Source organism: Neorhizobium sp. LjRoot104, from assembly GCF_964253725.1.
Lineage (GTDB): Bacteria > Pseudomonadota > Alphaproteobacteria > Rhizobiales > Rhizobiaceae > Neorhizobium.
The window spans coordinates 1,252,336-1,265,281 of the sequence record NZ_CAXURS020000002.1 but is presented as its reverse complement, the minus strand read 5'-3'; the positions used below and the strand labels follow the sequence as shown (position 1 = coordinate 1,265,281).

The window sequence follows — 12,946 nt, the reverse complement described above, 5'->3', positions numbered from 1 at the left end:
TTTGCGTCTCCAGCCCATCAGGCGGCGGGCACGACCCCCCGGCAGGCCCAGGCGACGGAGACAAACGAGCGTGGGCCGTCGGGTTTGCCCGCCTCATAGGCGCTTCTGACAGCGGCATCGGTTTTCGAGCGCAACACCGGGTCGAGCGACGTGACATATTTGCCAAGCGGTCCTTCGCCGGCGGCGATCGGTGCCCAATAGTCGTCGAAGGACTGGAAATCCATTCGGATCATCAGAGACACCTCCGCCACATCGACAAGACCCTGCCGTATGAAGCTCTGCTTCATCTCGCCCGGCTGCATCATCGGCTGGAAGAAATGGTGGCTTCGCATCTGGCGGGCGTTATCGTCCAGCATGGACACGGTATCCCACATCATCCGCATCGCCGGCATGCCGCCGAGATGATCCCAGACGGCGGCGGCGACCACGCCGCCGGGGCGCACCACGCGCCGCATTTCGGCCACGGCTTTGTCCGCTTCCGGCACGAAATGCAGGACGAGAAGCGCCATCGCCCTGTCGAAATATCCGCCTTGGAACGGCAGCGAGCAGGCATCCGCCTGGCTGATCCTGATCCTCGGGTCCGTGTTGCGACGGATCGCCTCTTCGACGAAGACCGGCGAATAGTCGATCGCCGCGATCTCGGAGAGATTGGCTGCTTTCGGCAATGCGAATGTCAGGCTCCCGGTGCCGCAGCCGACGTCGAGCACCTTTTCGCCATCGTCAAGACCGGCGAAATCGATGAGCAGTGGCGCCAGCTTCAGGCTCCAGCGCCCCATCAGTTGCTCGTAACCGCCCGCGCTACGGACATTGAAACTCGATGTCATGGCGCCCTCCCAAAGTTTCCGAGGGGAGGCTATCCCCGGCCTTTCCAATTGCCAAGACGGCAGAACGGGCTACGTAGCCCGATCGAGATGCCGTATCGCCTCGGGCGGGATACGATTGTGCTGCATGTTTGGCGGTCACGGATCGGCGGCGGCCTTGTCCACTATTGCAGCACTGAAAACCAGAGTGATGAGCATACCGAATTTCGCAGCAAGCAACCCGGGACTGCGAGTGGCCGGCGCAGTTCGAGGCGGTAGGGCGAGGTAGCGGATTTTTGTCTAGGAGCCGTTCTTGCGTGACCTGACGGCCTCGCCAAACGCCTCGAACAGGGCACGGTTGATGGGATTGATCTGCGGATCATATTCGGCATGCCATTGCACGCCAAGGGCAAACCCTTGCGCCTCCTTGAATCGGATTGCCTCGATCGTGCCGTCTTCGGCCACGCCCTCGACGACGATGCGGTTTCCCAGTTCGTCTATCCCCTGGCCGTGGAGCGAATTGACCCGGATCGTCTCGCGCCCCAGCAGACGCGCGAACACGCCGTCCGGGGTAAGCTGCACGTCATGGCGGTCGGCGAAGACGACGGTCATGTCCGGATGAATCTCGCCGTTTTCGAGCCGCGGCATGCGGTGGTTCAGGCGTCCAGGCAGTTCGCGGATCTCCGGGTGCAACGAGCCGCCGGCGGCGACGTTCATTTCCTGGAACCCGCGGCAGATGCCGAAAACCGGCACGCCGGCAGCAACGCAGGCATCGATCAGCGGCAGGGCCACCGCATCGCGGTTCTGGTCATAGGGCTCGTGGCGGGCATGGGGCTCGGTATTGAAATGGCTCGGATGAACATTGGCCCGGGCGCCGGTCAAGAGGATACCGTCGACGGTATCGAGCAGCGTCGGAATGTCGGTAATCTTAGGATTGCCCGCAAACATCAGCGGCAGGGCTCCCGTGACTTCCGCGATTGCCCTCAGGTTCTGCTCGCCGACGAGCTGGGCGGAGAAGCGGTTCTCGACATTATGGGTATTTCCGATGACGCCGATCACGGGTCTGGACATTGCTCAAATCCATCTTCCAGCCGCAGCGCTCCGATAGGCAGCCTGCCGGCAATTTCAAATTTCACTGAAACGGGCCGAATTTCATTTGCGGACCGCCCCGATTCTCGCGAGGACTTCGTTGGGGATCGCATAACGCTTGATGATTTCGCGATTGTTTCGAAGACCGCAGGTTTCGCGCTGAATGAAAAACCCCCAGACGGCATCCGCCGCATCGTCGCGAAGGCTCTCCCGTAGTACCTCGCTGTCGCGCTCTGGATCCCAGGCATTCAACGCCGCAAGCGCCTTTTCCACCTTCAGCCCCTGCCGCCCGAGAGCGGCGGCGCGCTCGGACATCAGCTCGTATTCGAGCACGTTGAAGCCGGTATTGGTAAAGGCGGGCTGATAAAACGACTGGGGAGGGCGGACGCTCATGGGATACCTGGAGTTTCCGGCAATGTTAGCCAATTGGTGCGTTGCGTCAAATGGGGAATGGGGTCAAAGCGAGTTTGAAGATCGCATTTCCGACGAGGGGACCCAGGCGGTGCGGTGAGGCGCAGCCACCATCCGGACCGGTCTCGAGCCGCGACCATTTTCGCGCCCCTTACGCCCATTGGTCAACTTCGCCGCGCGCTCTGGTAGATGTACCGTGTCGCCCTGCACTCGGGAGGATGGGATGAACAGGTGCCTCATCGCTATATTTCTCGCGTCCTGTCTAAGCAGTGTCGCTTTGGCAAACGAAACCTTGAAGGGCCAATGGAGGGGACGTTTTAGCTGTGATGCAGATAAAAGTGTGCAGATGGTGCTTTCCATCAATGAGATTAGCAACGATCGGCTGAAAGGGGTCTTCGAGTTCCGTTCCGGGGGGAGCCTAGCGAAGTACAATGTCACAGGTACCGCCACACCGTCAGGCACGTTTGAGCTGGAGCCCGGCGCGTGGACCCTCCAACCTCCACGCTTTCGCGCCACGGCGTTACGTGGAGAAATCGTTGAAATGGGAGGTCGGAAGGCCATCCGGGGCACGCTCACGCAATGCAAGACTGGAAGCTTCCTGGCATTTCTGCAGAAGCCGATCGAGCCGCCTCCACCCCCTCTGTCGAAAGGCATGTTCGACGCCAAAGGCCCTGCCTGGATCGATGCGGTTCGCGGCAGAATTCGTGAGTTTGTGGAGAAGCGCGAGGACAACCAGCATTGGTGGAATATGCTCGAGAACGAGGTCATATTCAGCCGCGTCGACAGGCCGACCCGGGATCAGCTGCTGGCGGAAGTTCGGGAGGCGCGAGCCAATCTCGGGGCAGATTCCCTGCTCGCCGACCTTGCTTCCGGCCCACGGGAATTTCCTCAGGGCATCGGACGGGCCCTCATCATTTTTCGGCAGGCCCAGAAGTCGGAGTGGCCGAACAAGATCAAACTCCGAGTCTACCAGGCATGTCAAAAACGGGTGGGCGAGGTGCTCAGACCATTGTTGACGCAAGCGGCTGCATCGGCGGCCGGCCTGCCGACCTCCCTGGATGGCCTGATCAGGGCGCGCGCAATGCTGGCGCCCCTTGAAGAATACCGAGGGTCGCTGGAGCAAGCCTTTGGAACGCTCGATCAGGAAAATCTGCTGACGCCTTTATGGCAAAGGATCGCAGCGCTGGAATCGAATCCGGCTGTTGCAGTTGAGTTCCGCGCAGCACTTGAAAAAGCGCGACAGCAGCCCGATCCTCGCTCTGCTACCGAGAACGTGATCTTCAGCGTACTCGGTCAGCAGGAATTTGCATCTCCCCTGACCGCAATTGCAAAGGAGGGAAGGCGGCTGGCCGCATTGACTGAAGTTGAAGTCGCAAACAATGCTCAAAATGAGGACGGCTCTGAACCAGGTGCAAACGACATTGCGGCTTACATGCACGGTCTCACGGAAACCATCAACGCGACGTTTGCCGCGATGCGATGCGCCCCCGGCAAATACGACTTCGACCCGATCACGATCGCCAGATGCAAGATGGGGGAACTGGAGGTGCGGCTAAAAAGGGTCGTCAAGATCGCGTGCCGCGCCGAGAAGCCACGACAGCAATATCTCTGCCAATTCGACCACCGTTCGCAACTCGTTTCCTTCCGCACGGGACAGCCCGTGCCATTGGAGGAGAGCTTGTCGCTTCAGGCCTATTTTCCAGGTGGCAGGCTTGCGGGTTCCTCCAGAGCGCGTTTTGTCCCCAACGTCCTCGGCTCGGGATGGACCGGCTCGCGCGTCGGAGATCAGGAATAGAAACCAAGGGTCGCGGGCGATGCCGCCCGGAATACAAAACGCCCCGCGCCCAAAATGCTGAACAGGCGCGGGGCGTTCTCCGTCGGATCGTCATAGGTCGAGTTCGTGATAGCGGGGTCGCGATCAGTCGAGCTTGGCCTCGGCTAGAGCCGCGCCGCCTTGCGCGAGGTCTACGCTTGCGACCACCGACATGCCAGGGACGAGCCTGTCGGTGAGCGGCTGTTGCGGCTCGATGGCGATCCGGACCGGGATACGCTGGGCAACCTTGGTGAAGTTGCCAGTGGCGTTGTCGGCCTTGATGACGGAGAATTCCGAGCCCGTAGCCGGGGCGAAACGCTCGATCCGGCCGGTGAATTTTCCATGTCCCAAGGCATCGACGGTAAAGGTCACTTCCTGGCCGGCGGTCATGCCATCCAGCTGGGTTTCCTTGAAATTGGCGACCACCCAGACATGCGTGGGCACGATCGAGCCGATCTGGGTGCCGACCGAGACATACTGACCGATGCGGCCGGCGACTTCGCCCAGCGTGCCGTCCTGCGGGGCGGTGATACGGGTATTGGCGAGGTCGATCTCGGCGAGCTTTACAGCCGCCTTGGCGCTTTCGACATTGGCCTCCAGCGATTTGCGGCTGACCACGATCGTGTTGAGGTCTTGTTCGGCGACGAGTTCCGCGGCCTGCGCCTGATGCACGGCGGCCTGGGCCTGGTTGAAGGCGGCGCGGGTCTTTTCCGCGTCGCTCTGAGTGGCGACGTTCTTTTCGAGCAGGCCCTGGGTGCGGTCGTAGGCGGTCCTTGCGGCATCGAAGGCGGCGTCCGCACTTTCGACGGCGGCCTTGGCGGACTGGATCTTGGCTTCGGCCGACTTGCGGCTCTGTTCGGAATTGGAGAGCGAAGCTTCTGCCGTCGCCAGTGCTGCTTTCGCCTGTTCGAGCTTCTGGGCGTAGATGCGGTCGTCGATCCTGGCGATCAGGTCGCCTCGGCTCACCCGCTGGTAGTCCTGGACCGGCACTTCGGTAAGGTAGCCGGCAAGCTGGGGGCTGAGGATCGTCACCTGGCCGCGCACATAGGCGTCGTTGGTGGTCTCGACCGAGCCGTGGAAGGGCGGCAGGTTCCAGGCATAGAGCACGACGACGATGCCGGTGGCGCCGATGGCGAGAGCCACGTAGGTGGCGACGAAGCGGAAGATCTTTGTCATGGCAGTTTCGTTTCTTTTTGGGGATTGGCGCAGGGCGTCAGGCGGCGGCGGGCATCGGATTGCGGGTTGGCAAAAGCCGGTGGCGGTTGCGCCAGGCGACGTGAAGGACAAGGCAAGCCAGGGCCGCAAGCGACGCCCAGGCGGTCAGCAGGAAGGAGTCGTTATAGGCGAGCGCATAGGCCTGTTGCTGCACTTGCCTGGTGAACAGGGCGGCACCCTGGACCACCTGCTGGTTCGGGTCGGTCAGCACCTTGCCGTAGGCGCCGCCGAGCTGTTTCAGGCGGGCGGCGACCAGCGGATCGGTGGGGGCAAGTTCGGAGACCAGCCGGAAGGAGTGGAATTGCTCGCGCCACTGCACGAAAGTGCCGTAGAGCGCGCTGCCGAGATAGCCGCCGATCTTCTGGGTGGCGAGGAAAACCACGATGAAGGACAGGATGTAGCTCGGGCCGCGCTTCATCGCCGCACCCATGCCGATCATCAGCGCCGGCGGCAGGAAGAGGCCGCTCGCGAAGCTTACCAGGAACTGGCTGAGATACATCTGTTCCGGGCGGGTAAGAATGGTCGATTGGCTGTCCATATAGCTGCCGACCGCGACCAGCAGCAACGAGACCGCGTGGATCAGCGGCTCGCGGCCGGGCTTCATGATCATGGCGCAGACAAGCCCGGAAATCACGGCCCCGGCGAGGATGACCCAGTAGAGCCCGGCCATCTGCTCGTTCAGCATGCCGGCATTGCGCAGGAAATTGACCGCGCCGCTGGTCTGTTCGGAGAGCACGAGGCGGGAGACCATCAGCGCGCCCGTGAAATGTAGGATCTCGCGGGAAGTGAGCCAGCGGATATCGACCAGGTGGTTCTTGCGGTTGAGTTCGATCGCTGCGAATATCGCCGAAGCGGCGATGCCGGCGATGATCATCCAGGCGAGCCAGTCGACCGCCGTCCACCAGTAGAGCTTGCCGACCGTGAGCACGACGGCAAAACAGCCAAGCCCGATGGCGAGGAAGATGTAGCTGACGACATCGAGGCTGCTGATCACTTTCGCACGCGGCGGGGAGGCGAGCGGCAGCACGTAGACGAGGCCGAGTGAGATCATGGCGAGCCCCATCTCGACCAGATAGAGCGCGTGATAACTGCCGATGTCCAGGAGATGGGGCGAGATGATGCCGGTCACCGGGGTGGGAAGGGCAAGCGCCGTCAGCGAGGCGCAGAGGCCGATGCTCATCTTCTTTGCCGGGGAGACCGGCTCAAGAATGTAGAGGAAGCCAAGCGAGGTCATCGGCGCGGCGGCAACGCCCGCGAAGAAGCGCAGCGCCAGCGCGCTTTCGTAGCTGTCGATCCAGAAATGCGCCAGGCACACCAGCACATAGACGACGATCGCCACTTCGGCGAAGTTGCGCAGTCCGTATTGGGCCCGCACCTTGAAGAGCAGCAGCGTCAGGCTGGCGTTCGGGAAGAGATAGGCCGCCATCAGCCAGGTGGCTTCTGTCTGGGTCAGATCCATCGGGCCTGCGATCTGCTGCAGGTTGCTGGAGATGAAGCTCATGCCGAGCCCTTGCGTCAGCGCGATCAGCGTGCCGGCCAGCATGTAGGCGGCGATCATTGTCGGCGACTTGGGCACGAAGGCGGGCGGAGCGGCCGGCGCAGGCGCGGCGGTGGCTGCAGGTTCCGGCGGTGGTCTGACGGCCTCAACGGTTTCGGCCGGCTCCGCGTTTCTGCGGAAATCCGGCCGTATGATCGTTGCGTCTTCCTCTCTTGCTATCGCCTCACGCGGGGACATCGATGGCCTCCAGCTCGCCGATATTGGCGGTGATGCGCTCGAACAGCGCCATCGCGACATGCATCTGGTCGGGATCGATATCCTGAAAGATCTGCTCGCGCATCCGGTCGGCGATCGAGCGGACGAGGTCGGCCTGTTCCTCGCCATAAGCGGTCAGGAACAGAAGCTTGACGCGGCGGTCGTTGGGGTCCGGTCGGCGTTCGATCAACCCGTTTTCCTCCATCCGGTCGAGAAGGCGCACCATGGTGGCCTGTTCCAGCTCCAGCTCGCAGGCCAGCTCGCTCTGCGTCATGTTCTGCTTCTTGGCCAACCGGAACAGGGCCCGGGCGCGCGGATAGGTCAACCCGTGGGCCATCACCTGCTGGTTGAAGGCTGTGCGGATCTTGCGGCTGACCTTGGTCAGCGCTTCGAAGAATTCGGATGCGACTGGATCGGGGTTCATCGTGAGCTTACGGTTAGTGTGCTAAGTTTATATGCACATTAGTTAGCGCACGAACTAATTTGTTTCAAGGGGTAGCCATCTGCCTGGCGCGGATTTAGCAGAGAGCGACGAAGGAGGTTGCAGAGGCAAGTGCTGAACGTCGTGTGCCCTCGATCCGTCGCAGTTTTGCCGTCCATGACCGAATTAACGCGCCATTAACCATGGTTGGCTAGAAATGCTGGTGCGCGAATGACCTGCGCGCCTAACCTCTATGGGATCAACATGTACGTTGTATCGGTGCTCGATAATGGCGACCAAAGGACATTCGTGTCCGAAAGCCTGAAAATACTGGACCGGATCGTCTACGCAACCATTTGCGGTTCTCCGAAGCAGTTTCTGCTGTCCGAGATAGTCGATATCGTTCCGGTCGATGCAAAGCCTAGCAAAGCTCCAACCACGCGAAACCTCGCTTCGCAGGTCCAGTAGCCACCTGGGGCCGCAAGACCCGAAAGAATAAACGAATCGCGTTTCCGCGACCCGCCCCCGGCGCGTCCGTAGCCCTGAGCTATGGACGGACCTGGCCGAGTGTCCGTCCACGCGCGTCTTCTCACGTTGGCTGCAACCGATCACACATGGGGTCGCGGCCACGGAGGGCTCGCCGGCCGATGTCGGCGAGCTTTAATACAGCCATGCCTGCCTCGAGCCGGCCGACGCCTCATTCCGCCGCATTGGCCTGTTCGGCCACGATCGGCTCTTCCTTCACCTTCCTGTTGCGCCCTGAGAGCACGTCGCCGGCCGTCTCGGACAGGCGGAAGAAGGAGATGCAGGAAGACGCCGAGATGATCGCGATGATAACGAACGACATGGCGAATGCGAAGTTGGTGAGCGTGTCGGAGCCGCCGGAGAAATAGTTCAGCAGCATCGCCGACATCGCGACCCCGGTGCTCTGGGCGATGCGCTGCGCCATCTGTGACAATGAGGTCGCATGGCTCATCTCGGGGTCCTCGGTTTCGGCGAATGTCAGCGTGTTGAGCGAGGTGAACTGCAAGGCCCGGAAGAAGCCGCCGAGCAGGATGATGACGACCATGACGACCGGCGCCGTGCCGGGCGTGAAGGTAGCGAGAAACGCCATTGACGCGCTGGCGATCAGCGCGTTCCAGAAGAGCACGCTGCGGAAGCCGAAACGACGCAGGATGCGTCTCGTCATGGTACGCATCCCGAAGGCGCCGATCGTCGAGACGAAGGTGATCGCGCCGGATTGCAGCGGCGTGTAGTGGAAAATTTCCTGCATCAGGAGTGGCAGCATGAAGGGCAGGGCGCCCATGCTGATCCTAAACAGCGAGCCGCCGGTGACGCTGGCACGGAACGTCGGATAGCGGAAGAGTTTAAGGTCCAGAATGGCGTTCGGCGTCTTGCGCGCATGGCGGATATAGAAGCCGAGCAGCGCGAAGCCGCCCACGGTGAGGATCAGGGCACTGAAGTTCGCGCCGCGGGCGAAGGAATCGAAGCCGAAGATAACCGCGCCGATGCCAAAGCCGGTGAGGATGAAACCCGGAAAATCGAAAGATGTGCGTTCCGTCGGCGGGATCTTTTCGATGAGCGCGAGCGTCAGGATGATCGCGGCGATGCCGACCGGCAGGTTGATCCAGAAGATCCAGTGCCATGAACTGATGCCGGTGATGAAGCCGCCGAGCAGCGGCCCGATCGCCGGCCCGACGACGGCCGGCATGCTCATCAGCACCATGGCGGAAACCAACTCTTCGCGTGGTACGGAGCGCACCAGGATCAACCGCGCCGTCGGCAACATCAGGGCGCCGCCGAAGCCTTGGAGTGCGCGGGCCGCGATCAGCATGGTGAGGCTGGTCGAGGCGGCGCAGAGCAGCGAGGCGAAGGTGAACAGCGCGATCGCCGAGCAGAACACCCGCCGGGCTCCGAAACGGTCGGCGAGCCAGCCGCTCAAGGGCAGGAACACACCCAGCGAAAGCACATAGACGGTGATCGTCGAATGCAGCGCAAGCGGCGGCTCGCCCAGTGCGTCGGCAATCGTCGGCAGGGCCGTGGCGATCGCCGTCGAATCGATCTGCTGCATGATGAGGGCCGATGCGACGATCAACGGCACGGTCTTGCGGGTATCCAATTTGGTATTCTCTTCGGTTCAAGCTCTTGTTTCGCAAGCCCGGTGTCTGGTGCCACCTAAGCCGTGCGGCCACCAATCGTGTTTCCGCTTGCTTCAGCCGGTTTCATGTGTTCTTCTATGTGGAACGATGGTCCATATCTAGAATATTCTCTCGGATACTGGGCTGTCAACGGCGCTGCTGTAATCGCTGTGTTGAAGGCGCGTGTTATCCAAGTGGCTGCGACCAGCTGGCATCGGAGCGGCATTGAGATGAAGACCACGGGGAAAATGAAGATCGCGGGCGTGCAGGACGAGGACCAGAAGGGTCGGCTCTCCTCGGTTTCGATGGCCATCCGCATCCTCAAGGCGTTCGAAGGTGACGATGCGGAGATCGGCGTTACCGAGCTCGCCCGCCGTCTCGGCATTGCCAAAAGCACCGTCCATCGCCTGGTCGTGACGCTGATGGCGGAGGATTTCCTCGAGCAGAATCGCGAGACCGGCCGGTATCGACTGGGGCTCGGGCTTTTCGCGCTCGGCTCGCTGGTGCGCAACCGCATGGACCTCTCTACCGAAGCGCGCACGCTGCTCATGGACCTGCGCAACGAGACGGACGAGACGGTGCTGCTCGGCGTGCCGGCCGGGCCGGAGATCATGTATATCCGCGTCCAGCCTTCCCGGCAGGCGGTGCGCATCAGTGCGGAAATCGGCATGCGCGCGCCTTATCATTCGACGGCGGCCGGCCGGGCGATGCTCGCCTTCCAACCGGAAAGCCGCGTCGCGGCCCTGACCGGGGCGAGCTTGGCCGCGCGTACGCCGAAAACCGTCACCGACCCGGAAAAGCTGCGGAAACTGCTCGGCAATATCCGCCGCCTCGGTTATGCGGTCGAAGACGAGGAAAACGAACTCGGCATGCGCGCCATCGCCGCACCCATTCACGACGCCCAGTCGGACGTGGTGGGCGCGGTCGTGATCGCCGGTCCCGTCCAGCGCCTGTCGTTGAAGAACCTCAACGGTTTTGCAGAACCGCTGCTGGTCGCGGCAAGGGCGATCTCCGCCCGTCTCGGGCATCGCGGCTCGCTCGGAGCCGGCGATTCCTGACGATCACAGCCGTGACGATCTACGGTTCCGGAAAGGTTGCCAGGGAGCAATGCCGCGCCGTCGGTCGGGGCCCTCGGATATCGGGGCGCAACGTTGGGACTGTGCCAGCTCTGCCTTTTTTGGGACAGGGCGGTGCGTCGGGCTCCCTCTGATCTCTACACTTGAGGGGGGCTCCAGCCTGAACGCTTGATGGCATCCGTCAGCCCTCCTTCATTTCCCCGCTTCCCGTCATCCATTCCCCTCGCTACAACTTCATTTTTCCGTTCTGCAATTTTGGATTTCTCGCCATGGCCGACAGTGTTACCGATCGTTTCCTCCGTTACGTCGTCATCGACACCCAGTCCGACGCCAAGTCGCCGACCCAGCCCTCCACGATGAAACAGAAGGATCTCGGCCGATTGCTGGTCGAGGAAATGCTGGCGATCGGCATTACCGACGCACATCTCGACGAGCACGGCTATATCTACGGGACGATCCCGGCGACGACTTCGAAGAACAATGTGCCCGTCATCTGCTTCTGTGCCCATATGGACACCGCCCCGGATTTCTCCGGCACCAACGTCAAGCCGCAGATCGTCAGAAACTACCAGGGCGGCGATATCCAGCTCACCGGCGACCGGAACCAGGTGATCCGGGTGTCCGAGCATCCTGTGCTTAAGGACCAGATCGGCAACGACATCGTCACCTCGGACGGCACGACGTTGCTCGGTGCCGACGACAAGGCCGGCATTGCCGAGATCATGGCGGCGGCGGAATTCTTCATCAACAACCCGGATGTCAAGCACGGCGCTATCCGCATCCTCTTCACCACCGACGAGGAGATCGGCCGCGGCGTCGACAAGGTCGATCTGAAGAAGCTTGGCGCCGATTTCGGCTATACGCTCGACGGCGAGACGGCCGGCACGATCGAGGACGAGACGTTTTCGGCCGACGCGGTGGAAATCGTCATCAAGGGCGTCGCCATGCATCCGGGCTTTGCCTTCGGCAAGATGGAGAACGCCATCAAGATCGCCGGCGGCATCATCGCCAGATTGCCGAAGGACATCACGCCCGAGACCACCAAGGGCCGCGATGGTTTCATCCACCCCACCGGCATATCCGGCGTGATGGAAAAGGCGAACCTCTCCTTCATCATCCGGGACTTCACGGAAAGCGGCCTGAACACCAAGGAGACCCTGCTCGAAGACATCACCAGGCAAGTGATCGCCGACTATCCCGGCTCGTCCTACACCTTCACCGTCAAGGAACAGTACCGCAACATGAAAGTGGTGCTCGACCAGCACCCAGGCATCATCGACTATGCGGTCGAGGCGATCAGCCGGGCCGGCATGACCCCCGTGCGTGGCAGCATCCGCGGCGGCACGGATGGTTCGCGCCTGTCCTTCATGGGCCTTCCCTGCGCGAACCTCTTCGCCGGCGGCCACGCCTTCCATTCCCCCCTGGAATTCGTCAGCAGCCAGGACATGGAACTGGCGGTCAAGACTGTGATCGAGCTTGCGAAACTGTGGGAAGAACGGGCTTAGGCATTTGAGGCAACCGAGATATGCCGCTCACCTCTCGGCGGGGGTCCTCTTCCCGCAGGTGAGAACATAAGGGTATCGAGGCAAGCACAACGTAGGCCGGGTGCCGATGATATGCGGTGGAACGGGTGTGGTTTGTCTATCTGCTCCAACACTCTGCTCGGGAGTTTTCCGTCGTAACAATAATCGTCGCCGGATGCTTCTGCGGTTATTGGGGAAAGAGGAAGTTGTACTGAGCTGCCAACAACGCCATTCCGAGAGCAAGGAGCACCATGGAAACAGCGAAGTGCGTCATAGGATGAACCTCAAAAGACCGTCTGAATGGGCACTCCGCCGTTTCTCTCTGCGAACCACTGTGACGGCGTGATCAGTTTTCCGGGTTTCCGGCGATGTCACCGGAAACCCGTAGCCGGGCGCTCATTTTGACGCCCGCTTCCGGCGATGGTTTTGCAGCGTTTTGTGCGTTGCACAATAGCTAAGCAGAAAATGGAGGCCATGAACAGTAACTCGATTCAACTAGAAGCTCTGGTGGCTTTGTCAGCAGTGAGCATCGACGTACACCGATAGGCGTAGTGCCATCATCACAATGGTTTCCTTCCTTCCCGGTCCGATTTGCTGTTCGCTTCCAAGAGAACTCTTAAATGCAATCATCGCTCGGCCGGCTTAATCGGCGGCAAAGCGGTGAAGGCTGAACGATTGATTGCCCGCTCGCAGGTGAGCGCATCCAA

The 12,946-nt window shown here is 61.4% G+C and carries 10 protein-coding genes; 3 read left to right on the top strand and 7 right to left on the bottom strand.

The features are described 5' to 3' along the window. Nucleotides 1-17 precede the first annotated feature (17 nt). The 3 genes from ACSQ8R_RS28065 to ACSQ8R_RS28055 all read right to left on the bottom strand — a co-directional run bounded on the left by ACSQ8R_RS28065 (nt 18) and on the right by ACSQ8R_RS28055 (nt 2,282). The gene (locus ACSQ8R_RS28065; RefSeq protein ID WP_436256617.1) at nt 18-824 is read right to left on the bottom strand and encodes a class I SAM-dependent methyltransferase; all 807 of its coding nucleotides are present in this window, start codon (nt 822-824) and stop codon (nt 18-20) included. A 276-nt stretch (nt 825-1,100) separates the two neighbouring features. Continuing rightward, nucleotides 1,101-1,871 (bottom strand): gamma-glutamyl-gamma-aminobutyrate hydrolase family protein, encoded by a 771-nt coding sequence (locus tag ACSQ8R_RS28060; protein WP_436256616.1) that lies wholly within the window; start codon nt 1,869-1,871, stop codon nt 1,101-1,103. Nucleotides 1,872-1,952: 81 nt separating this feature from the next. Beyond that, nucleotides 1,953-2,282 (bottom strand): DUF6665 family protein, encoded by a 330-nt coding sequence (locus ACSQ8R_RS28055; RefSeq protein WP_436256615.1) that lies wholly within the window; start codon nt 2,280-2,282, stop codon nt 1,953-1,955. Nucleotides 2,283-2,646: 364 nt separating this feature from the next. Between ACSQ8R_RS28055 and ACSQ8R_RS28050 the strand changes: the two genes are divergently transcribed. Beyond that, entirely contained in the window at nt 2,647-4,095 is a 1,449-nt protein-coding gene (locus tag ACSQ8R_RS28050) for a hypothetical protein (RefSeq protein WP_436256614.1), read from the top strand. 123 nt (nt 4,096-4,218) lie between these two features. On the opposite strand, the gene ACSQ8R_RS28045 is transcribed toward ACSQ8R_RS28050, so the two are convergent. From ACSQ8R_RS28045 to ACSQ8R_RS28030, 4 genes are all read right to left on the bottom strand, one after another. Further along, on the bottom strand, nt 4,219-5,289 hold the full coding sequence (locus ACSQ8R_RS28045; protein WP_436256613.1) for an HlyD family secretion protein: 1,071 nt from the start codon (nt 5,287-5,289) through the stop codon (nt 4,219-4,221). A 37-nt stretch (nt 5,290-5,326) separates the two neighbouring features. Beyond that, nucleotides 5,327-7,063 (bottom strand): MFS transporter, encoded by a 1,737-nt coding sequence (locus ACSQ8R_RS28040; RefSeq protein WP_436256612.1) that lies wholly within the window; start codon nt 7,061-7,063, stop codon nt 5,327-5,329. Next, nucleotides 7,050-7,505: a MarR family winged helix-turn-helix transcriptional regulator gene (locus ACSQ8R_RS28035; protein ID WP_436256611.1), complete on the bottom strand. Its 456-nt coding sequence runs from the start codon at nt 7,503-7,505 to the stop codon at nt 7,050-7,052. Before ACSQ8R_RS28035 ends, ACSQ8R_RS28040 begins: the two co-directional genes overlap by 14 nt. Nucleotides 7,506-8,199: 694 nt before the next feature. Further along, a complete protein-coding gene (locus tag ACSQ8R_RS28030) occupies nt 8,200-9,621 on the bottom strand; it encodes a DHA2 family efflux MFS transporter permease subunit (protein ID WP_436256610.1) in 1,422 nt (473 codons plus the stop codon). A 249-nt stretch (nt 9,622-9,870) separates the two neighbouring features. Here ACSQ8R_RS28030 and ACSQ8R_RS28025 point away from each other — a divergent pair, with 249 nt between their 5' ends. Beyond that, nucleotides 9,871-10,698, top strand: a complete 828-nt coding sequence (locus ACSQ8R_RS28025; RefSeq protein WP_436256609.1) for an IclR family transcriptional regulator — start codon at nt 9,871-9,873, stop codon at nt 10,696-10,698. 287 nt (nt 10,699-10,985) lie between these two features. Then, entirely contained in the window at nt 10,986-12,221 is a 1,236-nt protein-coding gene (pepT, locus tag ACSQ8R_RS28020) for a peptidase T (RefSeq protein WP_436256608.1), read from the top strand. The last annotated feature ends 725 nt before the right edge of the window (nt 12,222-12,946 follow it).